The organism is Clostridium sp. 1001283B150225_161107_B6, from assembly GCF_015556325.1.
Classification (GTDB): Bacteria; Bacillota; Clostridia; order Lachnospirales; family Lachnospiraceae; genus Enterocloster.
This window is the reverse complement of record NZ_JADNMD010000002.1, coordinates 717,008-742,871: the sequence shown is the minus strand read 5'-3', so window position 1 is coordinate 742,871 and position 25,864 is coordinate 717,008. Positions and strand designations below refer to the sequence as shown.

The window sequence follows — 25,864 nt, the reverse complement described above, 5'->3', positions numbered from 1 at the left end:
GCCTTTCCGTCACTTTTACCTCTTTGCAGGAAAATCCCACGCAGAGTTTGTATGCGACAACGTGTCGCTGCACTGTCGAATGGGGCTAACCTCGCGCCGCATGAGATAAGTATGCTTTTTGCGGTCTTGCCCGCCGCAAGTTTGTATTTTTTGTACTGCTTGACTGCAAAATGCTCCGGGTCTTTTTCTTCCAGACGTTCAAACATGAGGTCAACCGGGTTCTGGAAGTCCTCGTCGTCCTCGCGGGCTTCCGACGCATTTATCATTTCAAGCAGCGTCGTGAAGTTCTTCTCGTCCTCCGGGGCTTCATACCAGATATAGCCGATTAGCGCGGTGTAGTAGAGCTTTTCCGCTTTCACCCAGAAATCCTCGCCGGATTTTTCCCCGTCGCCTTTGGTGTTGGCGATAATGGTATTGACTAACTTCAAAATGTCCTTTTCGCTCCGCAGATAGGCAAAGGGATTGTATTTCATGGATTTTTTGAAGTTAATCGTATTTAGCACTTTGATACGGTATTTGTACCGCTGTAACATTTTCCCGGTTTCCAAAATCAGTGTTCCTTTCGGGTCAGTGACGATATACGACGTTGGAAAATCCTTTGACGTACATTGCATGAGCGACGGTTTCACAAAGAACCGGGTCTTGCCGCTGCCGGAACCGCCGATTACAAGGATATTTTTGTTTCTTGCGTATTTCGGCTGCTTCGGGCGGCTGTTCATGGTAAGCCGTTCCGTCTGCGTTAGGGGGATATTGTTCTCAAATACCGGGTCGGTGTACGGCTTTATGTCGTCAGCCCCGCCCCAACGCGCCGAACCGTATTCTGTCCCGCGGCGGTATTTCTTCGCGTTCTTGCCTTTGGTGTAGATAATCAGCCGGACAATGACCGCCCCCGCAATGCCTAAAGCTAAGTCTGCCGGGTGGAAGCTCGGCGCGATACTGGAAAAGGCGGCGGTAAAACCGTCCCCAAGATGTAGCAGCTTTGCGCTCGCGTCCGCGCCGGGGGAGAGCCGGACAGCCGCGCCCACTTTATCAAAGAGCCAGACAAAGAGCAGATACGGGAGATTTAAGATAAGCAGCTTCTTGATTTCCGGCTTCATAGCGATACCTCCCTGTCTTTGTTCTTGACCTTTGCCCGTTCCGCGTTCTTGCCCTGTGCAGCTTCTTTGAGGGTAGAGAGCAGCTTTCGGATTGAGGGCTTTTTCTCCTGTGTCAGCTTTTTTGCGGAAAATTCCTTAAAGGCGGCGGTCAGCACGTCCGCGTCCCGCCCCTTGAAGAAAACCAGATAGCGGGGCGGGCTTTCCGTCGCGTCCTTTTTCAGCGCAAAGTCGATACCGTACTTTTTCGCCGTACTCTCAAAGGCTTTGATATTGCCCTCGGTAATCTCAATGTTGGAAACGCCCGCGTTCTGCTTCATAAGCTGCTTTAAGCTCTGCTTGCCCTGTGGCGGTTTTGCAAGCTGCTTTTTGCCCTTTGACAGTATGGCTTTCATTGCCTTTTGGAGCGTCTGCGCGGTCAGCTTCCCGGTCTTGATGTAAAGGGCTATGGTCTTTTCGTTTACTTCGTCCTGCAATTTGTCGCGTCCTCCTTTCGCGTTTCTTTATGGGGCGGCGGTCAGATACGCACCCGCAGCCCGTTCAAGTCCTCGGCTCTGATACCCACAAGATACCAGTTGTCGCCGTACTCAATCCGGGTCGGCTTCCACTTGCCCCGCACGAATACGTCAAAGCACTCGCCGCAATGCAAGCCCCCGTAGTAGCTGTTTAAGTCAAAGCGGATGTCGTAACGGTCGGTGCGCTCGTCAAATACCAATGCTCCTGTCATTTTCTGTGCCATAATAAAATCCTCCTTTTGTGGTTGTGGGTGGTTACAGGCTTTCGCCCTCGTTGCATGAATAATAGTCCGGGTCGCCGTACTGCGGCTTTTTCGGTGACAGTGCGCCGCTTGCCATGTCATGGGCGACAAGGGAAGTGTAATAATTGCCGATAGTGGACGGGGCGTTGAAAAGGGCTGCTTTCAGATATTGCTTGATGTTGCGGATTTTCGTTGTGTTCTCCCGCATACAGTCAAGCACAAAGCGGATATGCTCGCCGTCCAGTTTCATAAACTTAGATTTCACAAGCTCTGCCGGGTAGTCGTCCCCCGCAATCCGTACCCGCTTTCTGGCGGTGCATACGGTTTCAAGCATGAGGTCTACAATCTCGTCAAGCCTGTCACTGTCAAACTTCATGTCCTGTTTGAGAATGTCGTAGTCGATATTGTCCTTGATGATTTCCCGGTATATATCAACTGCGCTCTGTGCTGTCGCTTCCGTTCCTTTCCGTTCCGGCGGCGTAGCCGCTTCTCTGCAAGGAGAGGGGTTAGGGGAAAGGATAGGAATGGAATGGGTACTTTGTTCATCAGTAATTATTTTTTCTTTTTTTGGTAAGTCAGTTCTTTGTATATCTTTATTTAATTGCGTTGGATTTTCCAACGTAGGTTTTTCCAATGTTGGTTTTTCCTGTGTTGGATTATCCAATGTTGGATTTTCCAATGTTGGTAAATCCGGCGTAGGCGGCTGCGGCTGCTCGAATATCACATAGTCCGCGCCCCGCAAGCGTCCTTTCTCGTCGCGCTCCCTTGAACGGACGATATACCCGGCGCGTTCAAGCTCCTTAATGGCTTCGCGGATAGCGTCTATCTTCTCCCGGTTGATAAGGGATAAGCCTTTCAAGGTGTAGTCCCAATCTTCGGGGAGTGACAGCATTTGCGACAACAGCCCCTTTGCCTTTAGGGAAAGCTCCTTGTTGCGTAGGTGGTGGTTGCTCATTACGGTGTAGCCCTTGTTCCGTTCCACTCTGAAAACTGCCATAGTTCATAGCTCCTTTGCTTTGGATTTGTTACGCAGTAGAAGCGCGGTTTCGGGGAATAAGGTATAAATCCCTTGCCGCGCCAGATACACACCCGCAAAACCGCTTGTAGCAAGGCTTTTTCTGCCCCTACTGCGTAACAAAGGGCATGAAAAAAGCGGCGTTCCTGTTCTCCCATGTAGAGAGTAAGAAACGCCGCTTCTGCGTCGTATTCAGTTTTTAGTACAATACCCTGCTTGTCCGTCGCTCGAAAAACCTTGATTTTCCAGTGTTTTCAAAAGTATCGTTATCTAACGTCAGCTTTCATATTTCCAGTCTACCTCCCGTTCTGTCTCAAACAACAGTTTGTTGTCCTTTAAAACTGCCAGAAAATCTCTTAAATCCTTAATTCCGCTCATGCAATGCTGCCTCTCTTTCTGCCAACGCCTTCTTGCCGTATTCCCGGATGAGTGCCATATCAGCCAGCTTGTTTGCCAGCTTCTTAAGTCCTCCCATACCGACTTCATCTGCATCAACGCCTTCCTGCCCCTGGTCCTTGGACCAGATATAGCCTCCGGCGTAGCCGTATACCTCGTTACAGACAATGTTAATCCCCCTTGCCATCATCATGTTATGCATGGCCGTTATAGTGGCTTCCTCTCCCCCGTTCCTGGTTCCGCCCACAGCAAATGCACTGCCGATTTTATCCCTCATGATTTCCGGATACACATGGAACAGCGGCCGCATCCTGCTGAAAAAAGCAGACAGCTGAGGAGTTGGCCCGTAGGCATAGACCGGTGAGCCGAACAGGTACGCATCCGCTGCCATGAACTCTTCCAGAAGGGGCTGAAAATCATCCTTCAGACAGCACCACGTCTTATTCTTCTTGCAATATCCGCATCCGTTGCAGGGCGCAATCTTTTTGCCCCTCAGGGTAATCATACCTGTCTCTATGCCGTCCCTTGACTCTATGCTCTTTAAGGCTTCGCTCAGGGCATATTCCGTAGATTTGTTTCTTGGGCTTCCGCTGATACCTAATATCTTTGCCATATTACTCTCCTCATTTCATCTGTGTTCTGTTTTTATCCCTGATTCTCCTGTATGCACCTTACCAAATCATCAGCCATAAGCTGGGCGTCATCCAGAATCTCTTTCTCATCTGCCAGAAGGAACCTGCCGTCCTCCAAAACCGTGTTTCCGTTAATAACCACTGTGTCCACTGCCTTATGGTCCCCTGAATAAATCAGTGTTGCCACAATGTCATGGACCGGGCATGACTTTACGCTCTTAGACGGGTCAAACAGGAAAAAGTCCGCCTTCTTTCCCTCTTCAACGGATCCCGTTATCCGGTCCATTCCCAATGCCCTGGCCCCTTCTATGGTGGCCATCCTGAGCATTCCTCCCGCAGTCATGGCCAGCGGGTCTTTGTGGAAGGTCTTTTGCAGCAGAGCCCCAAACTTCATGGCCTCCAGCATGTCGTTGTCATTGTTGGAGCCTGCTCCGTCCGTGCCGATTGCCACTGTAATCCCTGCCTTCAGCATCTCCCCCACAGGTGCCACGCCGGATGCAAGATACATATTGGCAATGGGATTGTAGGAGACAGACACCTGGTTCCTTGCATAGGCCCTGATTTCCTCTTCCCCAATGGCTACCGAATGTACGGCCAGCAGGCCGGGACCCAGCAGGCCGGTTTCCTCGTAATGGCGGATGGCGCTCTTGCCGTTCCTTTCCCGGCTGATTGCATCATCTGTTCCTGTCTCAAACATATGCATCATAACAGGCGTGTCATTCCGGTCCGCATATTCCCTGGTCGCCCTAAGAAGCCCGGTACTGGCTCCCCATCCGGCTGCCGGGGCCAGCCATATACGGAACATGCCGTCCCCTTCAAATTCCTCCTTCAGGGCCGTTACATCCGCAAATACATCCTCCGGCTTTTCCACCAGTTCTTTTTTGCCGATATCCCGGTAGCCCCGGCCGTACACCATTCTGACACCCATCTCTTTTGCAATCGTGAGTTCCAGTTTACCCAGCCCTTTTACAGGCTGCAGCTGCATATAATCCGCCACCGTGGTCACGCCGCAGCGGATGGCTTCCGCCAGCCCAAGCCTTACGCCTGCCGCCACATGCCTCTCCCGGAGCACGGCTCCTGCCGGGGCCATGGACTTGGGGAACCATTCCTCCAGGCTCAGGTCGCTTCCCATCCCCTTCATGATATCCTGATACAGATGGGTGTGGGTATTGATAAGTCCCGGAAACAGATATCTTCCCTTTCCGTCCTTAAGCTCAATGTAAAGTTCCTTTGCCTTCCCCTCTATGTAAGCCCTGTCCCCCACATGGGTAATCACTCCGTCCTCGTAGAGGATGCCGCCATCCTCGTATATACGGTCCTGCCCATCCACGGTTATGATGTGCAGGTTATGGTATCCTTCTCTCACTGCAGCGCAACCTCCCTTACCAGCTTATTTGTGTAACCTCTGAAAAACCGGGAAAAATTACCGATTGTGAATGCTGCAATCAAGGTACCTTCCCTGACGCCGTATATGGTGTTCAGGAAAATAAGTGATACGATTACCGCCAGCACCACCAGGGAAACATCCACTGCGGTCTTCACATTGCCGTATTCCTTCTGGTACTTTACAGAGATAATCTTAATCAAAGCTTCACCGGGCATAAGAATCACATCCGCCGAAACCATGAACGCAATGCTCAGTCCAAAGAACATGCATCCGATAATGAGCACCACCAGCTTCAGCATATAGGTTTCAGGATGAAGTCCCCTTACAAGGAACATGTTGAAATCCACTGCAATGCTCAGGAAAAAGGTAGGAATCAGCTGCAGGAACTTGGACGCTGAAAAGCTCTTAAGGTCCACAATGAATTCCCCGATAAAAAACAATACATTCAGCAAAAACGTGTACATACCCAATGTCAGCAAGGGACATATCTGGGTCATGACATTGGTCAGGCTGCTCATTGGAGATGTACCTGTTCCTGATTTAATAATCAGGGAAATTCCCGTCCCCATAAAGAAAATTCCAATAAGAAGCATGATATAACGCCTGGTCATTTTTGAATCCTTTGCATAATTAGTACCATTAGACATAATTGAGTAACCTCCGCTTTCTTTTCATTTGGTTTGCGTTCAGCCTCCTGCTCGTTCCGGAATTTTCGCGCGGTACACATATATGTGTAATTCCGGAATCAGGCCCTTCGCCACGCCGGAGCAGGCTGGCCGGAAGTAGTCCATTTCCCGCCGGATTTCTAGAATAGTACGACCGGCAGGAATATGGTGTGAGTGTACACTCCTGTCTTTTGGAAAAATAATAGTAATCCGTGCATTCACCCCGTCCGTTTTCCCCTCCCAATTTTATTTTAGGACAAAAAAAACAACATAAGTCCATCGACCTTTGATAAAGAAAGGTCCACAAACTCATGTTGTACAAAATCAAGCCGAAGCTCTGCACTCAACTATTTACTCCACGATTATACCAATCCAGGAACAAAAGTAAATATTCTCATAAAAGAATATCGCTATATCACAATAAATCAGCTGGTTTTTAAGCATGTTGCACAAACCGTTTTCTCATTCACCCCAGTCATCCGCTGTACATTTTCCATTTGTCATAACACTTCAAACTCACAATCCAGCACAGTCTGATATATTTCCTCCGCTGACCGGCTCTGCTCCAGGTCGTGAATCAGAGCCGTTGTCTTCACCATGCGCATCAGCGTGACCACAGCAGGTATGTGCTCCTTCCCATCCTTGCTGGCCAGGCAGAATATGACCCGCGCCTTTTTCTCCCCAAATTCCACCGGCTCCCTGGTGACCAGAAGACTGAGGCTGGTCTTAAGGATTCCCTCCGCCCCCTTTCCGTGCAGAAGGGCAAAGGAGTCATCCGAGACAGCATAAAAGCCCTGCTCCTCTATGAATCCGAGCATATTGGAAACATAGGATTCCTCCACAAAACCGCGCTTTACCAGAAGCCCGGCGCTCATATGGACCGCATCCCGCCAGTCAGACACCTGGTCCGCCCTCATGATACAGTCAAACTTCAGGAAACTGCTGAAGCTCTTGGGGCTGTGAAATACTTGGACAGTCTGATATCCCAGCTCCTTCTTCACCACGTCCATCACCCTGGCCCTGGTATTCTCATCCAGGAACCCCAGTTTTTCCTCAATGGAATAATAGCTGGACAAAAGGGATTTCCTGGGTATGCCAAGCCGGTCCATGGCAGCCCTGTCCTCGGTCTGGAGTATGGGGTTCACCGTGAGGCAGGGCCTGGGCAGGCTGTTGTTAATGCGGATGGTGGACAGCACGTAATCAATGGCTGCCCAGTCCGGATAGGATGAAAGCTTATAAATGGGGAGTGTGTCCACAATATGAATCTGGTACTCGCTGAGCAGTGATTCCTTCAGCATGGTGGTGGTCCCATATCCATGGCCGCACACCAGCAGCACCTTCTTATAGGGGGTTCCCTTCATCCTGCGGATGCTGGCCATGAAGCAGATGGTCAGGTATACCAGCTCATCCTCATTTTCCAGATTCAGAAGCGTGTCCGTTTCCTTGCAGCACTGCTTCACAATGCTTAAGAACTGCTGCTCCTCAGGCCGCATAAGGGAGCTGACATTGTCGTGGATGTCCACATGGTTATTGATTCTCTGTATCAGGGGAATCATGTGGTTCAGCAGCCCTTCCACCAGGGTTGTGTCCTTGTCAAAGGGCATGTTCATCCGCCTGGACATGGCGGAAATCAGGGAAAACGTCACCTCCTGGGTGTGTACCGGGTCTACCTCCGCCGTCCCCCCCGCCATTTTATTGGTAAAGTCAAACATCTTTGCCATCATAGCCATATGTTCCCCTGACACAGGCTTTCCGATGATGGAGCCCAGCTTCTCCCCAAACCGCTCATACACCTCCCGGTCATAGTCCGGCATCACCGTAATATCCAGCGGATAGTCCTTGTCATGGAGGATGAACCACACCAGCACCACCACATTTGACATATACCACAGATAGGAACTGCTGGTCAGGGTACACTTAAGCTCCTCCAGCAGACCGTCCACCGCCATCACCACATTGGCAATGGAGACGCCCTCAAAGGCCTTATGGATGATATGGATGCAGTAAAATTCATAGGAGTTGTACTCTGTAAAAGGGTTAATTAGATATTCAATGTATTTCCTGAATTCCTGGTTCATCAGGGTGGTGCGCTTAAGCTTTGGCCCGGCCAGATAAAAATGATTGGAATACCCGATTCCCAATCCGTCCTTCTTAAGCCGCTCATCCAGAGCCGCCATGTCGTTCTTTACCGTGGAGCGCGAAACCCGGAACTGCCCGCTGAGCTGGTTGATTTTCAAGTCCTCATTTCTCATGAGCAGAATCAGAAGAAGGATAGACATCCGCTCCCTGCTGGTATAAACCACCTCGTTGCCGTCCTCCAGGCCCTTAAGGTCCAGGGACTGCGGATAGCGCAGCAGACCCTTGGAGTGTTTCTCTATCTCCGGCAGGCGCTCCAGGGATAATATGTCGTTAATCCGGTCCACATCATATCGGATGCTCCGCTCCGATATCCCCAGGACCCTGGCCATCTCCTTGTAAGTGGCCTCCCCATGCTCCTTCAGATACCGGATAATGTTAAGCATTCTCCCATTAAACATCTCATTCTTCTCCTGTCTGCATATGCAGACAAGAGGAGCGCTCCCCACTCCTCTTATCTGTTGTCATATGATATTTTTATATACTCCCCTGAAATCCATTATACCGGAATGTTTCCTGGGTTTACTGGAATGAATCGTGAATCTTCTTCATCACTGCGTCCGATTTCTTAATCAGGTCTGACACGCCCATTTTCAGGACTTTTTTTCCCTTGAAGCGGTCCAGTCCCTCCAGGGCCACATCATTGACCAGAACAACGCACACAGCCTCGTCAATATCCTTCTGCTTTAACTGGTTCTCCACGCCTGCACCGCCCTGAGTCTCTATCAGGACCTCCATTCCCAGCTTCTCGCCGGACAGCTTCAAAGCTTCAGCTGCCATATATGTATGTGCCACTCCCGACGGACACGATGTAATACCAACTACCTTCATTGTAAAATCCTCCTTTTGTTCATCTTTTATGATAATTCTGCCTTCAATCTAACCTGCCGTTCACTACAGTTCGTCAAATGTTATCTCATCCAGGTCATCCAGTTCCGCATCATTTCCAGCGGACTCTTCCACATAGTTCTTCTTAAGTAAGTTTACCATAAGTGCGGTCACAAATCCACCTGCCAGCACAGCAATAAAGTACCAGATACGCCCTTCCACCACAGGAAGCACGATGAGTCCGCCCCAGGGCGCATGGTTTAAGACACCTGCAAGAAATGGGATAATATTTCCCACAACAGCTCCCACAATCAGGGACGGGATTACCCTTAAGGGGTCGTTGGCCGCAAAAGGAATGGCTCCTTCCGTGATTCCCACGCATCCCATCAGGATGGCTGCCTTTCCTGCTTCTTTTTCCTCCACATTGTACTTCTTGGGGGCCAGCAGGGTAGCGATACCCATGCCGATAGGCGGTGTACAGATGGCCACGCCCACGCCGCCCATCAGGTAGGGAAGCGTATCCACCTGTGTCTGCGCAAAGAGGGTTGCAACCTTATTGACAGGGCCGCCCATATCAAAGGCAGTCATGGCTCCGAGTATGGATGCCAGAGGCACCTTGCCCACATCTCCCAGGCCGGACAGCCAGTTGGTGAGTCCGTTCATAATAGCCGCAATGGGTCCGCCGATTCCCCACACAATGATGCCGCCTGTCACCAGGGTGCCCACCAGAGGATAGATGAAAATGGAACCTAAGGTTTTCAGGGAAATCGGAAGCTTGATTTTCTTCAGTTCCTTTACCACAACGCCTGCAATCAGGCCTGCCGCCATGCCGCCAAGGAATCCTGCGCCCATTTCCTTGGCCAGATAAGCTCCAATCATACCGGGGGCCAGACCTGGTTTGTCGGCAATGGAGTAAGCGATATAACCGCCCAATACAGGGACAAACAGTGTCAGTCCGCCCAGACCAATCTGTGCCAGACCTGCCAGCCAGCCGGTTTCAGGTGTGGCTGCGCCGGCCGGATTCAGCATAACTGCCAGAGAGAAAAGGATACCGCCGGCCACAATAAACGGAATCATGTGGGACGTACCTGTCAATATATGTTTCTTTAAAATCTTCAGCTGCTCTTTCATTTTCTTACCCCTCCAGAACTTCTTCTAATATGGTGTACACCTGTTCCCTGGTGCTTCTTCTCAAAGACTCCCTGAACTCCTCATGCATAAGCCTTCTGGAGAGATTGGCCAGTATCTTTAAGTGTGTATCCCCTGCCTCGCTTAAGGGTACTGCAATGAGAATGATTAAATCCGCTGTCTCCCCTGTCTCCTCGTTCCAGACCACCGGTTCCTTGGTACGTCCGAAGCATACGCTGGCCTCCAGCACATGGTCGGTCTTCCCATGGGGAAGGCCCATGTCAAATCCCACGAAGGTAGGGGTAATGGCTTCCCTTGCCAGTACATCCTGGTAAAATTCCTCTGTGTCTGTAATTTTTCCGGCCCTGTACAGCTCCCCTGACAGGGTTCTTATGATATCCTTTTTACTGCCTTCCATATCGAATACGATACAGTTCTCATTAATTAACTTACTCATCCCTTGCCTCCTTCCGGCTCTTCCGGAATTTGTCTTTTCATTCTTTTTCCTGTTTGTCACTGGTGTTTGTTTCTTCTTAAGCGCTTAAGAAAATGTGTCCGGCACTGTTATGTTTAAGTCCTGTCTGTCTTGTGCCGTCCCTTACATGCATTATCATAATCCAGGACCGGCATTTTGAACAGATAGAAGATTTGCAAAAAATTTTTACACAAATAAACACCCCTGCTCCCTGCTTTGTCAGCGTCTTATCCAGCCGTTGTACCCCCGGTTGTCCATGCAATGCAGCGCCGCCTATGTAATACAATAACAGGGGCATGAAGGCGGATGTGGTTCCGCCTCATGCCCCTGTACCTGAAAATTCAGATGTGCAATTTCAAAAATTGTTTAATTTCAATGCCAATGTTGAACTCAAAGGTCCATGCAGATGCATCCCCCGTCCATGCAGTTTACGCCTCTTCAAACCCCACGGAATGAAGGAATCTGGCAAATGCCATCCGTCCATTTTCATCACATTTGTAGACGCCTGCATCCTCCAGGACCCGGGCAAACACATTTCCCACTTCCTCCTGCAGGATGGGCCACACATTATCCTTTGTCACCCGGACGCCTTTTTCCTGATACCCGGGCAGGAATTCCTCCACCCAGTCAGCGTGTTTCTCAAGGACTTCATCGCTGCGTATATCCCTGCCCTCCACCATATATTCTCCCAGCCTAGCCAGTTCCGTCTTAAGCCTGGAGGGAAGTACAGCCAGTCCCATGACCTCAATCAGGCCAATGTTCTCTTTCTTTATATGGTGCAGTTCCTGGTGGGGATGATATACCCCCAGCGGAAATTCCTCTGTCGTAATATTATTGCGCAGCACTAAATCCAGTTCAAAGGTATCATCAACCTTTCTGGCAATGGGCGTGATGGTATTATGGGGCTCTCCCTCTGTCTCAGCAAAGATAAATGCATCCTTATCCGTATAACCCCTCCATGCTCCCAGCACCACATCCCCCAGTTCTGTCAGTCTGTCCGGGTCTGCTGCCCGAAGCCGCAGCACAGACATGGGCCAGAACACAATGCCTGCTTCCACGTCCTCATACCCTTTTATGGAAAAATGCTTCTCTATGGGCGCTTTCGCCATGGCAAAGGTATAATGTCCGCCCTGAAAATGGTCATGGCTCAGGATGGAGCCGCCCACAATGGGGAGATCTGCATTGGAGCCCAGGAAATAATGGGGAAACTGCCTGATAAAGTCAAACAGCTTTCTGAATGCCGCCTTATCGATTTTCATAGGCACATGCTGTCCGTTGAACACGATGCAGTGCTCATTATAATATACATAGGGAGAATACTGGAATCCCCACGGGCTGTCATTGATGGTGATGGGAATGATTCTGTGGTTATTCCGGGCCGGATGGTTGGTCCGCCCTGCATATCCCACGTTTTCCATGCACAGCTGACATTTGGGATAGCCGCTCTGCCTGGCCAGCTTGGCCGCTGCAATGGCCTTTGGGTCCTTTTCCGGCTTGGACAGGTTTACCGTAATATCCAATGTGCCGTAACGTGTATCCGTGGTCCACTTCATATCCCTTGCAATACGGTACCTGCGGATATAATCGGAATCCTGGCTGAAGCCATAATACCAGTCCGTGGCCTTCTCAGGAGATTCCTCATATCGTTTCCAGAACTCCTTCACCACCTCATTGGGCCTCGGCATCAGACAGTTCATCAGCTTAGTGTCAAGAAGGTCCCGGTAGACCACACTGTCCTCCTTAAGCACGCCTGTCACGGCAGCACAGTCCAGAAGCTCCTTTAAAATGGCCTCCAGATTCCCGCTCTCAACCGTGCCCCGGGGCTCCTCATACTCATCCATCCCCATCACATCCAGAATCTGGTTCCTGGCATAGACAGCGTCCACCTCAGATATAAGCCCCTTATCCAGTCCATACTGTACCAATCCCTTAATCGCATCATGAACCATAGAATTACCCTCCCTGTACACTCTTTGCATCACACCGCAGTCTATTACAGCGGTTTTCTTTCATTATAGCCCTCGGCCCCGGGAACTACAATGCACTTTTTTACTTTTATACCCTTACTTTTCCTGCTGCAATCCGTTAAACGGAGCGGAAAAACCGGTTTACTCTTCCCACCAGAATACCGCCCAGCAGGCCAATCAAGGCCCCGGCCGCACACCCGGCCGTCAGAAGCACCGGCAGATACGAAAATACGCCAAAGGTATTCACCACAAAGGCTGCCATGAGAAACTGACCGATGTTATGGGCCACGCCCCCCAGTATGCTGACTCCCACCATTCCAAAGAGTCTGAATTTCCTGCTAAATGACATGACCGTCAGGCTCAGGGCTGTTCCTGCCAGGCCAAACAGGATGGCAGAAGGCGGCCCGAAAAGAATACCTGACAGAAGTATGCGCACCACGCTTATAAGGGCTGTTTCTTTTGTTCCCATACAGTACAGCCCCACCATGGTCACAAGATTAGCCAGCCCCAGCTTAACCCCGGGCGCTCCCAGATATACCGGCACCAGTGACTCCACATACCCCAGCACCAGGGCCAGGGCTGTCAGTATTCCGAAAAGGGCAGCATTTCTGGCAGACGTATGGGATTCTGTAACTTTCTTTTTATGATTAGGCATGTTCTCCTCCCGTCTTTATCATGGCATTCCATCCTTCACCAGTCCTCTGTCCTCCCTGGTCCGCAAAGCGGGGCGGTCAGACGGGCGCAATGATTTTTAAGGCATGCTCCAGGACAGGTGGCAGGGATTAAGTTATAAGCATACTACAGTATACCATGCCCAATCCAAATCTTCTACGCAAAATCTTCTATAGTGCCTGAATAAGGAAAGCACCCTGGACAATAAACAGCTTTTTTGCTAGAATTGAACCAATCAGGAAATACCTGACAAACGGAATAAACCGGGATGAAGCCATCATCACAGCTATGTCCGGCTGCATGGAACAGGGGTTTCCGGCAGCAGCCAGCCTGATTAAAATGCAATAACAGCGGACCAGCCATGGCAGGAATGAATTTCCACCGCTGCTTAAGGGAAAACTGATTGTATACCGTATCACATTGTGATAAAATAAACAATGTGCCCTATCCCATGCGCCGCGGTTATTCCGCCTCCGGGGCATACTATTATATTATCAAAGGAGTGTTTTCCATGAACAGAAATACCATCAGCGCCAATGCCAGAAGTCTGATAGGCATCGCGGTCATGGCAGTGCTGTCCTTAGCAGTGATTGCTGTATCAGACCCTTTGTATAAAGCCTTAAGAGGACCTGTAACCACAGCCAGTCCTGAGGTGCCTCTGGCCGACGGCATCTATACCCATGAGGCTGAACCGGACTCAAACGGTTTCCGTGACAGGACCACCCTCACCGTCTCCGACGGCATCATCGTATCCTGTGTCTGGGATTCCTTTAACAGTGACGGCGAAAGCAAGCAGAAGCTTTCCATGGAAGGCAAGTATATCATGACACCGGATGGTCCTGTCTGGAAAACCCAGGCAGACAGCGTCTGCCGGTATCTGATAGAACACCAGCGTCTGGCCGGCCTGGCTGGTGAGGATGGATACACCACCGACGCCGTGTCCTCAGTCAGCATCAATGTGTATCCATTTATGAACGGAGTGGAGGAATGCCTGCAACAGGCAGAAATCAAATGAAACTAGTACAAAAACGCGACCTGATTCTGGCAGCTGCCATTCTTCTGATTGCAGCTGCCGCCGTTGGCATCAACCACTTTATCCGCCGCGCACCGGCAGCCATTGCCCAGGTGTCTGTGGACGGGATTGTGGTGGAAACACTGGAGCTCAGTAAAGATACAGAGATAACTGTTACCTCATCCAACGGCGGCACCAACCACCTGATTGTAAAGGACGGGGAAATTTGGTGCAGCGATGCCAGCTGCCCTGACAAGGTCTGTGTCCATCAGGGAAAAAAGCACTTAAACAGCGATACTATTGTGTGCCTTCCCAATCAGATGATAGTAACCATAACAGGCGGGGACTAGAGCATGTTTAAAATGCCCTGATTTCCCCGCCTGCTTTTCATATCCTTTCAGCACGTTCCTTCAGCCCATAGCCTAAAACTTCTTGGCCGTTCCAACTCCGGCCAGAGCTGTCTTGATATCCTCAAAACTCATTCCGCCTACAGAATCAATGGTGGCAACCACAGCGCCCTCCACCAGGGGGCAGTCCACCATCTCCACCTTCTTTCCCTCAAACATCTCAATGACCATTTCCGTGGTCATGACAGCGCTTCCCAAATCCACCAGAACAAGAACCCCGTCATCGGAATACACAGACTCAATGGCTGCCTGTATCTTCTCAAAACTGGTTCCAAAGCCTCCGTCATCCATACCCCCGGCCGGCGCGATTTTTGCGCTGGGTGCCATGAGGGCGGTCAGCTCCACCACGCTCTTTGCCAGATTCTCACTGTGGGATACAATCACAAATCCTACCATATGTACTGCTGCTCCTTTCAGCCGGACCCCCTAGACAAGCCCCGCAATGACTTCCAGCATATAGGAATAAGAAGTTGCTCCCGGGTCCTGGTGCCCCAGTCCTCTCTCTCCCACATAGCTGGCCCGGCCTTTGGTCGCTACCAGGTCCTTGGTGTGCTCTGCACCGGCCCAGGCTGCCCTGACTCCGGCCTCCAGCACCTCCCTGGTGCTCTTTCCCTCTGCCGCCCCGTCTTTCATGGCGTTCAGGGAAGGAATCATGGCATCCAGCATGGTGGCTTCCTCCACAGTGGCCTTGCCTCTTTGTTCCACTGCCTGGACAGCCGTATCCATCATGGTCAGGAAATCAGCCATATCCATCTCTTCCTTTCCAGCCAGAGCCATGCCCGCCTTCATATAGGCCGAGCCATACAGGGGTCCGGAAGCGCCTCCCACAGTGGATACCAAAGTCATGCCCACTGTCTTTAAAATGGTCCCTATATCCTTTCCCTCCAGGGCAGGAAGCTTTCCCTCCACCGCTGCGAACCCCCGCGCCATGTTAATGCCATGGTCACTGTCGCCTATGGGCTGGTCCAGCTCTGTGAGATATTCCTTCTCGGCCTCCATCTTCAGACCGATAGCCTTGATGATTTCCAATACCTTTTTACTGTCTGCCATGATGACCCACCTTTCATTCCCTTTATTTATTCTAAGACCTCATAACTGCCTGTTACTTCCAGGCCGGCGTATCTGCAGGTGCATCCAAAAGCTCCTTGAGCTGGTCGTCCAGTCTCAGCAGCGAGATGGAAAATCCCTGCATCTCAATGGAAGTCATATACTCTCCCACAAAGGTCTTATAAACCTTAATTCCCTTTTCAGCCAGCACATCCGAAACCCTGTTATTGATGATGAAAAGCTCCATGAGGGGTGTTGCGCCGGCACCGTTAATCATGACAGCCACCTCGCGGCCTTCATAGTCAATGTCTCCCAGAATCTGTTCCAGAAGCATATCCGCCACCTGGTCCGCTGTCTTCATGGACTCCCTGTGGGTTCCAGGCTCGCCATGGATTCCGATGCCCACTTCCATCTCATCATCTGACAGCTCAAATCCCGGCTTGCCTGCCGCCGGAACCGTACATGGTTCAATGGCAGCCCCCATGGTGCGCACATTGTCGATTACCTTCTGCGCCACTGCATGGACCTCATCCAGTGAAGCGCCGGTTTCGGCCATGGCGCCTGCAATCTTATGTACAAACACGGTTCCGGCCACGCCCCTGCGTCCCACTGTGTACAGACTGTCCTTTACCGCCACATCGTCATTGGTTACCACATGCTTCACGGTAATGCCTTCCATCTCAGCCATTTCCGCAGCCATCTCAAAATTCATCACATCGCCGGTATAGTTTTTGACCACCATGAGTACGCCTGCGTCTGTGGCAATGGCCTTGATTCCCTCATAAATCTGGTCCGGGGTAGGTGATGTGAACACTGCGCCTGCCACAGCCGCATCCAGCATGCCGGTTCCCACATATCCGCCGTGAGCCGGTTCATGTCCGCTTCCGCCTCCGCTAATCAGGGCCACCCTGCCTTCCTTCTTATTGGCTCTGACCACCACGTTGCCGCAGTCCAGCTTTCTCAGATAACCCGGATACGCCTTAACCATCCCCTGTATCATCTGGTCTTCTACCAGCGCCACATCATTGATAAATTTTTTCATATTGCGAAAACCCCCTTCTATTTTATGGGCTGCGCCAAATGGGGCAGCAGCTTTCCAATTGGTTCATGAACCACGTAAAGCAGGGACCTGCGGCAGGAGCGCCGGACGGATTCATCTCCGCCCGTACATCTCCTCCGCATAGCCTCTGCCCTGCACTGTTTCCGTTACTCACCCAGACAGTTCATGTCGTTAAGTCCGCAGGTTTTGTCCTCTTCCTCCTCCACGCAGTTCATGTCGTTGAGTCCGCAGGTCTTATCCTCTTCCCCTTCCAGGCAATTCATATCATTGAGTCCGCAGGTCTTATCCTCTTCCTCGGTTATTCCGTTCATGTTATTAATGTCCAGTTTCTTCTCCATTTAAAGCCCTCCTTCTAATTCGGATGCCGCTCCATCCATCCGGACCGCCATCCATTAACCTGCAGTAAGCCGGCCGCCGCCTGATGGCGGCTGCCGACTGACCGGTGTACTCCTGCTGTCTCAGAAGGAAACCCTGTTCCCGTCCCCTCTCCAGCCAGGAGCACACAACTATAGTACTTCCTTGGTGGCCACTATATCAACTCCCGTGCCTGCCACATCTGCCACGACCACATCTCCGATATGAATGGGAGCCTTGACGGTTACACCCTTTAAGGCCTTTACACACTGGAATATCTTATCCTTGGGTATATCCTCCCTGGTCTTGACAGACACCATGTCAGCCCGTCCGCCTTCCACCCTCACGGTGGAGGTAACGATTCGGGTCGGATTGGTCACTTCCTTGCGCGCATATATCTCGCCCTTCCTGCATGTGTATCCTGTGATGGTCTGGATTTCCCCGTTTTCCAATTCAACGGTCAGAGGACACCCCATAGGACAACCGATACAGATAAGTTCTCTTCTCTCCATGGTCTATGCCTCCTCTACCTTTATTGTAATCGTCTTAAGTCCGGGATGCAACATCAATTTTTCCTTCTGGAGCTTTATCTCCTCCATCTCTCCCGGCGCCATGACCGGGCGCTTTCTGTGCATCACCTGCTCATCATCAAAGTATACGCCGATATAGCAGTTTTTATAAACATTTCCCACACGGAAACGTACAATCTGGGTATCCTCCATGCGGTCCGGATGGATGGTGCAGGGAACCGTGTATCGTACTCCGTCCACTGCCCTCAGCTCAATCTCCCTGCCTTCCCCGGAACGACTTCCGTCCTTTACATATCTGGCTGCATTCTTGCCGGCTGCTCCCGCCTCCTCTGATACGAAATCCACCAAATCATGGACATGGAGCACGTTGCCACAGGCAAATACGCCTTCAATATTGGTTTCCAGGCTTTCATTCACAACCGGTCCTGACGTAACCCGGTTCATCTCCACTCCCATTCCGTTTGACAGCTCATTCTCAGGAATCAGGCCCACGGAGAGAAGCAGGGTGTCGCAGGTATAATCCTCCTCGGTTCCCGGTATGGGCTTACCCCTCTCATCCACGGCAGCCAGGGTGATACCTTCCAGGCGCTGCTTTCCGCGTATATCAACCACGGTGTGGCTCAGCTTAAGCGGTATGCCGTAATCATCCAGACACTGCACAATATTACGTTTCAGCCCTCCTGAATAGGGCATCAGCTCCGCCACCACCTTTACCTTGGCGCCCTCTAACGTCATACGCCTGGCCATGATAAGACCGATGTCGCCGGAACCCAGGATAACCACTTCCCTGCCCGGCATAAAGCCCTCCATATTGACCAGACGCTGGGCGGTTCCCGCCGAAAAAATGCCGGCAGGCCGGTAGCCCGGTATGTTAAGCGCCCCTCTGGAACGCTCCCTGCATCCCATAGCCAGTATCACAGCCCTGGCCTGTATTTCAAACAGTCCCTCTTCCCGGTTCATAGCCGTAACCACCTTATGGCGGCTGATATCCATGACCATGGTGTTTAATTTATATTCAATGTTCCTCTCATACACCTGTTCCTCAAACCTGGCAGCATACTCAGGACCTGTCAGCTCCTCCTTGAATGTATGAAGGCCGAATCCGTTGTGGATGCACTGGTTTAAAATGCCTCCCAGTTCCTTATCGCGTTCCAGGATTAGGATGCTCTCTACTCCGTTATCCCTGGCCGCTACAGCTGCAGCGAGACCCGCAGGACCGCCGCCGATTATGACAATATCATATTTCCTCATCTCAAGCGCGCCCCTTTCTATATTCTGTCCTTATTGGTTCCCACTACAAGCTTCGAATCCCCGCCGGCTTTTGTAATCTCCGTCATGGGAAGCCCCAGCTCACGGTGAAGCAGTTCCATGGACCTGGGTGTGCAAAAGCCTGCCTGGCAGCGCCCCATTCCAGCCCTGGTCCTGCGCTTGATGCCGTCCAGGGAACGGGCCCCCAGCGGCCTGTGGATGGCGTCCAGGATTTCTCCCTCGGTGACCATTTCACAGCGGCAGATGATATTGCCGTAAGCAGGATTCTTTTTAATCAGCTCCGCCTGCTCCTCTTTGGTAAGGGTATCCGGATCCAGAATGCCCTTGCGGCTGCCGTTAAACTGCGTATTTGGCTCCAGGCCCAGCTTATCCTTAAGAATTCCTGCCACCATCCTTCCGACGGCCGGACAGCTGGTAAGTCCCGGTGACTCGATTCCCGCACAGTCCACAAATCCCGGCGCATCCTCCAGTTCCTTTATAATAAATTCATGGTGGTCCTCATGGGCCCTGAGTCCTGCAAAGGATGTGATGACCTGGCGCATGGGAAGGTCCTTTACATTCATGCCTGCTTTTGCAATCAGTTCATCCAGTCCCTCCCTTGTGGTGGCCGTGGCCTCCTTATCCTCAATATCAATGGCTGTGGGTCCCACAATCAGATTTCCATGGACCGTGGGCGATACCAGGACTCCCTTTCCATATTTTCCCGGAAGGGCAAATATGGTGCGGTTTACATGGTTTCCCGCACTCTTATCCAGCAGGCAGTAGTCTCCTCTTCTGGGGGTAATGTGTATCTTTGTCTCACTGACCATATTGTGGAACCGGTCGGCATGGACACCTGCCGCATTGACCACATACCGGGTCTCATACACACCCTGGCTGGTTTCCAGTGCCCATCCGTCCTCTATTCTGCGGATATTCGTCACCTCAGTGTTAAATTTAAAATCCACGCCGTTGGTATAAGCATTTTCAGCCAATGCAATGTTTAAATTAAAGGGACATACGATGCCTGCCGTAGGTGCATAGAGAACGCCGGCCACCTCATCTGTCAGATTGGGCTCCATCTCCTTAATCCTTGCCTTATCCGTGATGATTTCCATATCCTTTACACCGTTCCTGACCCCGCGTTCATACAGAGCCCTGAGGTCCGGCATGGACTCTTCATCCAGACATACCACAAAGGAACCGCATGGATTGAATGGAAAATCCAGTTCCCTGGCCAGTCCAGGCATAATCTGGTTTCCTTCCACATTCAGCTTAGCCATGAGCGAACCTTCCGCTGCGTCATATCCGGCATGGACAATGGCACTGTTGGCCTTGGAGGTGCCGCAGCACACATCCTCCTCCCGTTCCAGGACACAGGCCTTCACCTTATACCTTGACAGTTCCCTGGCAGATGCAGCGCCGGACACCCCGGCCCCGATTATTATTACGTCATACATATGTTTTGTTCCCTTCCTTCTTTTTTTGTGAAGATGCCGAATCAGCCCGGCATCTCCCTGCCGCCGCCCTCACCGGGCCGGCCTTTTATTTATATCCGCCGGCCTGGTTTTAACACAGCCAGCCCGGGCGGCCAACATTCAGCCCCGAAGGGTTAAAAAGCGGAGCAAACAAGGCGTGTTTCCACACCTATTTGCTCCGCTCTCATCTCACGCAATCAATATTCAGTTAAGGATACATGTTACATCCACGGAATTGCCTGATATAATAAGGCTGCCACAACTGCGCCCACAACCGGTCCGATGATAACCACCGGTGCATAGCCCCAGTTGGAATCTCCCTTTCCCTTAATAGGCAGAACAGCATGGGCCAGACGCGGCCCAAGGTCACGTGCAGGGTTAATGGCATAACCGGTCAGACCGCCCAGGGACATACCGATTGAAACAATGATTCCGAATACAAGCAGCTTATCCACGCCTGGTGCAATGCCGGATACCTGGCCGATGCCTTTGATTGCGAATACAAGCACGAATGTACCAACTGCCTCGCTTAAAATGTTGCGTCCCATGTTAGGAACAGATGGTCCTGTACAGAAGGTGCCCAGCTTGGTTGCCGCTGACTCGGTTGCGTCATACTGGTCTTTGAACAGAAGATACACAATGACAGCGCCCACAAAGGCACCGGCAAACTGTGCAACAATGTATCCGGGAACAAGTCCCCATGACATGCTTCCATCCACTGCCAGGGCAATGGTCAGCGCCGGATTAAAATGCGCGCCGGACGCAGCGCCAAAGATAAATGCGGGCAGCATAACCGCAAGGCCCCATGCAAAGGTAATCTGGATGGAACCAGCACCCTTCATGCCCGACTTATTGAGTGTCACGTTCGCTACAACGCCGTCACCTAAAATGATAAGTATCATGGTCCCCAAAAACTCTGCTATATATGGTAACATATAAAAACCCCCTTATCTTTAAGGCATGGCCCCGGCCCCTGTGCCGAAAGGGCTACGGATGCCGGGCAGCCATGCTCAATCACATCGTTTCATACCCATATCTGACTAATCTTCTTTTGCCCATCCGTAAGAGCATTTTACAGCCTTGTTCCAGCCAGTCACCATCCCGTTTCTCTTCTCTTCGGAAATCTCCGGAGTGAAGGTACGGTCAATCGCCCAGTTCTTGATGACCTCTTCCTTGTTAGCCCAGTATCCAACCGCCAGACCTGCCAGATAAGCAGCGCCCATAGCCGTGGTCTCCACGCACTGAGGACGGTTCACCGGCGCATTGATAATGTCTGCCTGGGTCTGCATCAGATAGTTGTTTGCGCTTGCTCCGCCGTCCACCTTAAGGGCTGCCAGCTCAATGCCGGAATCCGCCTTCATGGCCTGGAGCACATCATTGGTCTGATAGCACAGGGAATCCAGTGTGGCACGGATAATGTGGTATTTGTTGACGCCGCGGGTAATACCCACGATGGTGCCTCTGGCGTACTGGTCCCAATGGGGGGCGCCCAGTCCTGTAAATGCAGGCACCACATAGCAGCCGTTGGTATCCTTTACCTTCTTGGCCATGTACTCGGAATCCGGCGAGGAATCTATGATTCTCATTTCATCCCGCAGCCACTGGATAGCCGCACCGGCAACAAAGATGGAACCTTCCAGAGCATAATTCACTTTGCCGTCCAGTCCCCAGGCAATGGTGGTAACCAGGCCGTTCTTGGAGAATACCGGCTTCTCGCCTGTGTTCATCAGCATGAAGCAGCCGGTTCCGTATGTATTCTTTGCCTCGCCCGCATTGAAACAGGTCTGGCCGAAAAGCGCTGCCTGCTGGTCGCCTGCCGCCCCGCCAATGGGGATTGGGCCGCCAAAGAACTGGGGGTCGGATTCGCCGTATACACAGCTGGATGGTTTGGCTTCCGGAAGCATGCATTTCGGAATGTTTAACTCTGCCAGTATCTCATCATCCCACTGCAGGGTGTTGATGTTGAACAGCATGGTACGGGAAGCATTGGAGTAATCAGTTACATGTACTCTTCCCTTTGTCAGTTTCCAAATCAGCCATGTCTCCACGGTTCCGAACAGCAGCTCCCCTTTTTCTGCACGTTCCCTGACTCCTTCCACATTTTCCAGTATCCATCTCAGTTTTGTTCCTGAGAAATAAGCATCAATCACAAGTCCTGTCTTGGCACGGAAGGTATCGACCAATCCTTTATCCTTCAGTGTATCGCAGTACTCGGAGGTTCTGCGGCACTGCCACACGATTGCATGGTATACGGGCTCCCCAGTCTCCTTATCCCATACAATGGTGGTCTCACGCTGGTTGGTAATGCCGATGGCGGCAATATCCTCTGCGGTAGCCCCGATTTTGGACATGGCCTCCACTGCAACGCCTAACTGTGTGGACCAGATTTCATTGGCATCATGCTCTACCCAACCTGGCTTCGGGAAATACTGAGTAAACTCCTTCTGAGCAACGCTGCACATTTCCCCCTTCTCGTTGAACAGGATACACCTGTTGCTTGTCGTACCCGAATCCAGTGCCATTACATACTTTGCCATAAAAAACCCTCCTTCTTGTTGTTCTGATACATACCATATGTATCATTTATACATAAACCCATTTTCCTTCCCCAGGAGAACGGACTTAAGTTTCCTCATCTACATCAGCCATACTTTCTGATTCGTGGTCGATACGGATATGGCCCCGGCTGAAAGGGCGGCCATCACGTCTTCCTTGTCTGATATAAGTCCCCCCGCTATGACAGGCACCTTCACCAGCCTGCACACCCTGCGTATCACCTTGGGCATGAGGCCCGGAAGTATCTCTATGATGTCGGGCCTTGCCACGCTCATCTGTTTCTCAATGTTTTCAAATGCCATGGAATCCAGTACAAAAACCCTCAGTGTAGTATATAAGGACAACTCCCTGGCCCGTTTAATCAAAGCTGGTTTTGTTGAGATGATTCCGTCTGCACTGGTATTATTCCTGATAAAATCCACTGCAACCTCTTTGCTGCTGAGTCCGGTTATCAGGTCGATATGTACCATGGCAACTTTATCTGCATCTTTAATCTGTCTGACAATGGCGCTGATATTACAGATATCCCCAAAGAGGATGAACACTACCTTAATCTCATCTCTTTTGCAGCAGGCGTCAAGGCCATCCATGTCCTTTACCGCTGCTATGACTGGATTGGCCTCAATCAAATCATACAGTTTCTGATTCATCGGTATCACCCCCTCACACGATTTTACCAATAAAAAAGAGCATAGTTCTAAATCAACATTTCTGTCGTTTTACTATGCTCTCATCATCTCAGCAATTTTATTTGTCTTTCTTTACCTGTTTCCAATATAGCACATTGCACATATAAATTCAATAGAAGAATTTTATTTCTCACACAATGTACATTTTTTTACCAATTTGAGCACTTTTTTCATTCATATTTAACAACTTTTTAACGTGTTTTTACCATTTTTTAGTTATTATTTTAACAAAGTGACGATTTCATCCATGGTCTTGCTACCCATAACAATCCTGCTGTCATTCATAATCATCATGGGCACCCGCTTAATATCATACTCAGCCACCAGGTCATCGTAAAGGGCTGCATCTATCATCTCAGCCTCAATATTCGGATTCAGAAAAGCAATCTGCTGGCAGGCCGTCACCACCAAAGGGCAGTGATGGCAGGCAAGGGACACGCATATCTTGATATTCGTCTTCTTGTCCAGCCGCTCAATCTTTTTCCTGGTTCCTTTTGGCACTTCCTGCCCGGGTCCTGCCAGGTTATAGATGGCCAGCACAAAGGAATTGATTTCCTTTCCTCCCGGCACTCCGTGAAAAGCAGCCCTGCCATAGGTCCCATCCTTGTAGAGCCCGGTTACAGGCAGCCATGCTGTATTCAGTTCAGGTACCTGGTCCGCCTCGCCGGGACCGTATAGCTCAAGCCCCAGTTTCGGGCTCAGGGAGACAATGACCCTGAGAAAGGAGGCCATTTCCCGGTCCTTTTCCCCGGATAAATCCACCACTGCCCTGATTGTCACCGGTTTCTCCATCCTGCCGAAGATACCGGCCAGCTGTTCCTTAAGCCCCTGGTCCACCAGGCTGCTTTCTCCGGGAATCGTATTTAAATCAATCGTAGCATCCACCTCCCTACAGCATCCCCACCAAGTCCAGGCTGGGCGTCAGTGTCTCTTCTCCCGGTTTCCATTTGGCGGGACACACCTGGTCTCCATGCTCCTCCACAAACTGGGCAGCCTGGACCTTGCGCAGCAGTTCCTCTGCATTCCGGCCGATTCCCATATCATGTATCTCATACGCCTTAATCTTACCTTCCGGATTCAGGATAAAGGTTCCTCTGAACGCCTGTCCTTCCTCCTCATCCAGCACGCCGAACTCCCTGGCCAGCTTCCCGGCCGGGTCCCCCAGCATGGGATAATGTATTTTCCGGATGGTTTCCGAGGCATCTGCCCACGCCTTATGGACAAAATGGGTATCCTCCGACACGGAATAAATCTCACATCCGGCCGCCTTAAATTCCTCATAATAATCAGCCAGGTCCCCCAGCTCCGTAGGACATACAAAGGTAAAATCAGCCGGGTAGAAAAAAAATACAGACCAGTGTCCCAGGGTGTCCTCCCTGGTCACATCCATGAACTTCCCCTGATAAAAGGCCTGTACCCTGAATTCCCCGATGGTTCTGTTAATCAGATTCCCCATAACAATGCTCCTTTCTCCAATTGTAAAGACAACAACGCCAGTTTTCCGGTGAATAAACTGACTTTTCTGATATCAATTTGATTGTAGCACAAGTTTTTAGAGAGAACAAGGGGTACGCAGCCGGGTTCTTTGTCAGCGTCCTCTGCGCATTTCCCGTATCAGCTGTTTTGTTTCCCTGTCCACGCGGAAGGACTCTGTGATTTTCTGCAGCGCTTTATTGTAGGTCCAGTCATCCAGGCTGCTCTGCTTTAAGTATTTCATCACCTGGTCCGGAAATTTGACAAAATAAACAGAAACAGCCCAGGCCACTGCCATTCTGGCATAGTATCCGGTATGATGGATGCCGTCCAGCAGTGTCAGGGCACGGTCCAGATGGTCCTGGTCCGCGTAATGGGATAACAGCATGACGGTTCCAAACCGCAGGTCGTATTCACGGTCCGACCGGAAATAGGGCAGGATGAACTGCCAGACTTCTTCCTTGTAACGGCTGGTGATTTTAAGTGAGCCGCAGAAGATATCGCATACAGCCCAGTTATTGATAGCCGGGACAAAGCCGGTTATGTATTTCCTGGCAGTGTCCCAGTCGCGGCAGCCTCCGCAGATACACAGCCCCCAGATTATCATCTCGTCATAGAGGACGCCCTCTGCTCCCTGGCCGTTTTCCTTCCAGGCCTCTGACACCTCTTCTATGTATTCCTGCCATCCGTTCCTTTTTAAGTCCTTTGCGATTCCCCGGAGTACGGGCGTGCGCACTCCCGCTATGCCGGTGATTCCCGGCAGAAGACGGCTGTGGAAGTCCCTGTATTCCGGGTCGGATGCTTCCTCCAGTCTTTTTCTTACGGTTTCCCGTATGGTTTTATTCTCTGACATTTTTC

Annotated in this window: 28 protein-coding genes; 2 read left to right on the top strand and 26 right to left on the bottom strand. The window is 51.0% G+C overall.

All coding sequences use genetic code 11. The features are described 5' to 3' along the window. The 13 genes from I2H39_RS08470 to I2H39_RS08410 form a co-directional block, all read right to left on the bottom strand. On the bottom strand, nucleotides 1–1,097 hold a 1,097-nt coding region (locus I2H39_RS08470; protein ID WP_195626235.1), incomplete at its 3' end, for a VirD4-like conjugal transfer protein, CD1115 family. Continuing rightward, nucleotides 1,094–1,570: a PcfB family protein gene (locus tag I2H39_RS08465; RefSeq protein WP_002569165.1), complete on the bottom strand. Its 477-nt coding sequence runs from the start codon at nucleotides 1,568–1,570 to the stop codon at nucleotides 1,094–1,096. The genes I2H39_RS08465 and I2H39_RS08470, both read right to left, overlap by 4 nt. 41 nt (nucleotides 1,571–1,611) lie before the next feature. After that, complete coding sequence (locus I2H39_RS08460; protein ID WP_002569164.1) at nucleotides 1,612–1,833, bottom strand: DUF5348 domain-containing protein; 222 nt, start codon at nucleotides 1,831–1,833, stop codon at nucleotides 1,612–1,614. 31 nt (nucleotides 1,834–1,864) lie between these two features. Next, entirely contained in the window at nucleotides 1,865–2,848 is a 984-nt protein-coding gene (locus I2H39_RS08455; protein ID WP_008978068.1) for a DUF6017 domain-containing protein, read from the bottom strand. Nucleotides 2,849–3,230: 382 nt separating this feature from the next. After that, a complete protein-coding gene (locus tag I2H39_RS08450) occupies nucleotides 3,231–3,875 on the bottom strand; it encodes a flavodoxin family protein (RefSeq protein WP_138310041.1) in 645 nt (214 codons plus the stop codon). Nucleotides 3,876–3,907: 32 nt separating this feature from the next. Then, on the bottom strand, nucleotides 3,908–5,260 hold the full coding sequence (locus I2H39_RS08445; protein WP_138310040.1) for an amidohydrolase: 1,353 nt from the start codon (nucleotides 5,258–5,260) through the stop codon (nucleotides 3,908–3,910). After that, entirely contained in the window at nucleotides 5,257–5,928 is a 672-nt protein-coding gene (locus I2H39_RS08440; RefSeq protein WP_138310039.1) for a DUF6198 family protein, read from the bottom strand. The genes I2H39_RS08445 and I2H39_RS08440 overlap by 4 nt, the downstream gene beginning before the upstream one ends. Nucleotides 5,929–6,446: 518 nt before the next feature. After that, a complete protein-coding gene (locus I2H39_RS08435) occupies nucleotides 6,447–8,483 on the bottom strand; it encodes a PTS sugar transporter subunit IIA (RefSeq protein WP_138310038.1) in 2,037 nt (678 codons plus the stop codon). Nucleotides 8,484–8,604: 121 nt separating this feature from the next. Continuing rightward, the gene (locus I2H39_RS08430; RefSeq protein ID WP_002569400.1) at nucleotides 8,605–8,913 is read right to left on the bottom strand and encodes a PTS fructose-like transporter subunit IIB; all 309 of its coding nucleotides are present in this window, start codon (nucleotides 8,911–8,913) and stop codon (nucleotides 8,605–8,607) included. Between the two features lie 63 nt (nucleotides 8,914–8,976). Continuing rightward, nucleotides 8,977–10,041 carry a PTS fructose transporter subunit EIIC gene (locus I2H39_RS08425; protein ID WP_138310037.1) on the bottom strand — a complete coding sequence of 355 codons (1,065 nt, stop codon included), beginning with the start codon at nucleotides 10,039–10,041 and terminating at the stop codon, nucleotides 8,977–8,979. 4 nt (nucleotides 10,042–10,045) lie between these two features. Continuing rightward, a complete protein-coding gene (locus I2H39_RS08420; RefSeq protein WP_138310036.1) occupies nucleotides 10,046–10,495 on the bottom strand; it encodes a fructose PTS transporter subunit IIA in 450 nt (149 codons plus the stop codon). Nucleotides 10,496–10,941: 446 nt separating this feature from the next. Then, nucleotides 10,942–12,462 (bottom strand): UDP-glucose--hexose-1-phosphate uridylyltransferase, encoded by a 1,521-nt coding sequence (gene galT / locus I2H39_RS08415; protein ID WP_227146969.1) that lies wholly within the window; start codon nucleotides 12,460–12,462, stop codon nucleotides 10,942–10,944. A gap of 136 nt (nucleotides 12,463–12,598) precedes the next feature. Next, on the bottom strand, nucleotides 12,599–13,135 hold the full coding sequence (locus I2H39_RS08410; RefSeq protein ID WP_138310035.1) for a Gx transporter family protein: 537 nt from the start codon (nucleotides 13,133–13,135) through the stop codon (nucleotides 12,599–12,601). 528 nt (nucleotides 13,136–13,663) lie between these two features. Here I2H39_RS08410 and I2H39_RS08405 point away from each other — a divergent pair. Both I2H39_RS08405 and I2H39_RS08400 read left to right on the top strand, forming a co-directional pair. After that, entirely contained in the window at nucleotides 13,664–14,167 is a 504-nt protein-coding gene (locus tag I2H39_RS08405) for a hypothetical protein (RefSeq protein ID WP_138310034.1), read from the top strand. Next, nucleotides 14,164–14,514, top strand: coding sequence for a NusG domain II-containing protein (locus tag I2H39_RS08400; protein WP_138310033.1), 351 nt, complete (start codon nucleotides 14,164–14,166; stop codon nucleotides 14,512–14,514). Before I2H39_RS08405 ends, I2H39_RS08400 begins: the two co-directional genes overlap by 4 nt. Before the next feature lie 72 nt (nucleotides 14,515–14,586). On the opposite strand, the gene dhaM is transcribed toward I2H39_RS08400, so the two are convergent. From dhaM to I2H39_RS08335, 13 genes are all read right to left on the bottom strand, one after another. Next, nucleotides 14,587–14,967 (bottom strand): dihydroxyacetone kinase phosphoryl donor subunit DhaM, encoded by a 381-nt coding sequence (dhaM, locus tag I2H39_RS08395; RefSeq protein ID WP_138310032.1) that lies wholly within the window; start codon nucleotides 14,965–14,967, stop codon nucleotides 14,587–14,589. A 30-nt stretch (nucleotides 14,968–14,997) separates the two neighbouring features. Continuing rightward, nucleotides 14,998–15,621 carry a dihydroxyacetone kinase subunit DhaL gene (gene dhaL, locus I2H39_RS08390; RefSeq protein ID WP_138310031.1) on the bottom strand — a complete coding sequence of 208 codons (624 nt, stop codon included), beginning with the start codon at nucleotides 15,619–15,621 and terminating at the stop codon, nucleotides 14,998–15,000. Nucleotides 15,622–15,673: 52 nt separating this feature from the next. Beyond that, nucleotides 15,674–16,660 (bottom strand): dihydroxyacetone kinase subunit DhaK, encoded by a 987-nt coding sequence (gene dhaK, locus I2H39_RS08385; RefSeq protein WP_138310030.1) that lies wholly within the window; start codon nucleotides 16,658–16,660, stop codon nucleotides 15,674–15,676. 164 nt (nucleotides 16,661–16,824) lie between these two features. Next, nucleotides 16,825–17,016 (bottom strand): hypothetical protein, encoded by a 192-nt coding sequence (locus I2H39_RS08380; protein WP_002569410.1) that lies wholly within the window; start codon nucleotides 17,014–17,016, stop codon nucleotides 16,825–16,827. A 168-nt stretch (nucleotides 17,017–17,184) separates the two neighbouring features. After that, nucleotides 17,185–17,544, bottom strand: a complete 360-nt coding sequence (locus I2H39_RS08375) for a DUF1667 domain-containing protein (protein ID WP_138310029.1) — start codon at nucleotides 17,542–17,544, stop codon at nucleotides 17,185–17,187. A 3-nt stretch (nucleotides 17,545–17,547) separates the two neighbouring features. Continuing rightward, the gene (locus I2H39_RS08370; RefSeq protein WP_138310028.1) at nucleotides 17,548–18,813 is read right to left on the bottom strand and encodes an FAD-dependent oxidoreductase; all 1,266 of its coding nucleotides are present in this window, start codon (nucleotides 18,811–18,813) and stop codon (nucleotides 17,548–17,550) included. Nucleotides 18,814–18,830: 17 nt separating this feature from the next. Beyond that, nucleotides 18,831–20,270, bottom strand: coding sequence for an NAD(P)/FAD-dependent oxidoreductase (locus tag I2H39_RS08365; RefSeq protein ID WP_195626234.1), 1,440 nt, complete (start codon nucleotides 20,268–20,270; stop codon nucleotides 18,831–18,833). A 239-nt stretch (nucleotides 20,271–20,509) separates the two neighbouring features. Beyond that, nucleotides 20,510–21,223 carry an MIP/aquaporin family protein gene (locus I2H39_RS08360; RefSeq protein ID WP_002569414.1) on the bottom strand — a complete coding sequence of 238 codons (714 nt, stop codon included), beginning with the start codon at nucleotides 21,221–21,223 and terminating at the stop codon, nucleotides 20,510–20,512. A 105-nt stretch (nucleotides 21,224–21,328) separates the two neighbouring features. Then, nucleotides 21,329–22,825, bottom strand: a complete 1,497-nt coding sequence (gene glpK / locus I2H39_RS08355) for a glycerol kinase GlpK (protein WP_138310026.1) — start codon at nucleotides 22,823–22,825, stop codon at nucleotides 21,329–21,331. Nucleotides 22,826–22,924: 99 nt separating this feature from the next. After that, nucleotides 22,925–23,494, bottom strand: coding sequence for a glycerol-3-phosphate responsive antiterminator (locus I2H39_RS08350; RefSeq protein ID WP_138310025.1), 570 nt, complete (start codon nucleotides 23,492–23,494; stop codon nucleotides 22,925–22,927). Between the two features lie 258 nt (nucleotides 23,495–23,752). After that, entirely contained in the window at nucleotides 23,753–24,418 is a 666-nt protein-coding gene (locus I2H39_RS08345) for a thioredoxin family protein (protein ID WP_138310024.1), read from the bottom strand. A 4-nt stretch (nucleotides 24,419–24,422) separates the two neighbouring features. Beyond that, nucleotides 24,423–24,989 carry an alkyl hydroperoxide reductase subunit C gene (gene ahpC / locus I2H39_RS08340; protein WP_195626233.1) on the bottom strand — a complete coding sequence of 189 codons (567 nt, stop codon included), beginning with the start codon at nucleotides 24,987–24,989 and terminating at the stop codon, nucleotides 24,423–24,425. Nucleotides 24,990–25,121: 132 nt separating this feature from the next. Then, nucleotides 25,122–25,859 (bottom strand): DNA alkylation repair protein, encoded by a 738-nt coding sequence (locus I2H39_RS08335; protein ID WP_138310022.1) that lies wholly within the window; start codon nucleotides 25,857–25,859, stop codon nucleotides 25,122–25,124. Nucleotides 25,860–25,864 lie beyond the last annotated feature (5 nt).

What these genes read in the sequence shown, in the direction of transcription:
- I2H39_RS08460 (WP_002569164.1), bottom strand. Translation starts at nt 1,833, where the DNA reads ATGGCACAGAAAATGACAGGAGCATTGGTATTTGACGAGCGCACCGAC.
- I2H39_RS08455 (WP_008978068.1), bottom strand. Translation starts at nt 2,848, where the DNA reads ATGGCAGTTTTCAGAGTGGAACGGAACAAGGGCTACACCGTAATGAGC.
- I2H39_RS08450 (WP_138310041.1), bottom strand. Translation starts at nt 3,875, where the DNA reads ATGGCAAAGATATTAGGTATCAGCGGAAGCCCAAGAAACAAATCTACG.
- I2H39_RS08440 (WP_138310039.1), bottom strand. Translation starts at nt 5,928, where the DNA reads ATGTCTAATGGTACTAATTATGCAAAGGATTCAAAAATGACCAGGCGT.
- I2H39_RS08435 (WP_138310038.1), bottom strand. Translation starts at nt 8,483, where the DNA reads ATGTTTAATGGGAGAATGCTTAACATTATCCGGTATCTGAAGGAGCAT.
- I2H39_RS08430 (WP_002569400.1), bottom strand. Translation starts at nt 8,913, where the DNA reads ATGAAGGTAGTTGGTATTACATCGTGTCCGTCGGGAGTGGCACATACA.
- I2H39_RS08425 (WP_138310037.1), bottom strand. Translation starts at nt 10,041, where the DNA reads ATGAAAGAGCAGCTGAAGATTTTAAAGAAACATATATTGACAGGTACG.
- I2H39_RS08420 (WP_138310036.1), bottom strand. Translation starts at nt 10,495, where the DNA reads ATGAGTAAGTTAATTAATGAGAACTGTATCGTATTCGATATGGAAGGC.
- galT (WP_227146969.1), bottom strand. Translation starts at nt 12,462, where the DNA reads ATGGTTCATGATGCGATTAAGGGATTGGTACAGTATGGACTGGATAAG.
- I2H39_RS08410 (WP_138310035.1), bottom strand. Translation starts at nt 13,135, where the DNA reads ATGCCTAATCATAAAAAGAAAGTTACAGAATCCCATACGTCTGCCAGA.
- I2H39_RS08405 (WP_138310034.1), top strand. Translation starts at nt 13,664, where the DNA reads ATGAACAGAAATACCATCAGCGCCAATGCCAGAAGTCTGATAGGCATC.
- I2H39_RS08400 (WP_138310033.1), top strand. Translation starts at nt 14,164, where the DNA reads ATGAAACTAGTACAAAAACGCGACCTGATTCTGGCAGCTGCCATTCTT.
- dhaM (WP_138310032.1), bottom strand. Translation starts at nt 14,967, where the DNA reads ATGGTAGGATTTGTGATTGTATCCCACAGTGAGAATCTGGCAAAGAGC.
- dhaL (WP_138310031.1), bottom strand. Translation starts at nt 15,621, where the DNA reads ATGGCAGACAGTAAAAAGGTATTGGAAATCATCAAGGCTATCGGTCTG.
- dhaK (WP_138310030.1), bottom strand. Translation starts at nt 16,660, where the DNA reads ATGAAAAAATTTATCAATGATGTGGCGCTGGTAGAAGACCAGATGATA.
- I2H39_RS08380 (WP_002569410.1), bottom strand. Translation starts at nt 17,016, where the DNA reads ATGGAGAAGAAACTGGACATTAATAACATGAACGGAATAACCGAGGAA.
- I2H39_RS08375 (WP_138310029.1), bottom strand. Translation starts at nt 17,544, where the DNA reads ATGGAGAGAAGAGAACTTATCTGTATCGGTTGTCCTATGGGGTGTCCT.
- I2H39_RS08370 (WP_138310028.1), bottom strand. Translation starts at nt 18,813, where the DNA reads ATGAGGAAATATGATATTGTCATAATCGGCGGCGGTCCTGCGGGTCTC.
- I2H39_RS08365 (WP_195626234.1), bottom strand. Translation starts at nt 20,270, where the DNA reads ATGTATGACGTAATAATAATCGGGGCCGGGGTGTCCGGCGCTGCATCT.
- I2H39_RS08360 (WP_002569414.1), bottom strand. Translation starts at nt 21,223, where the DNA reads ATGTTACCATATATAGCAGAGTTTTTGGGGACCATGATACTTATCATT.
- glpK (WP_138310026.1), bottom strand. Translation starts at nt 22,825, where the DNA reads ATGGCAAAGTATGTAATGGCACTGGATTCGGGTACGACAAGCAACAGG.
- I2H39_RS08350 (WP_138310025.1), bottom strand. Translation starts at nt 23,494, where the DNA reads ATGAATCAGAAACTGTATGATTTGATTGAGGCCAATCCAGTCATAGCA.
- ahpC (WP_195626233.1), bottom strand. Translation starts at nt 24,989, where the DNA reads ATGGGGAATCTGATTAACAGAACCATCGGGGAATTCAGGGTACAGGCC.
- I2H39_RS08335 (WP_138310022.1), bottom strand. Translation starts at nt 25,859, where the DNA reads ATGTCAGAGAATAAAACCATACGGGAAACCGTAAGAAAAAGACTGGAG.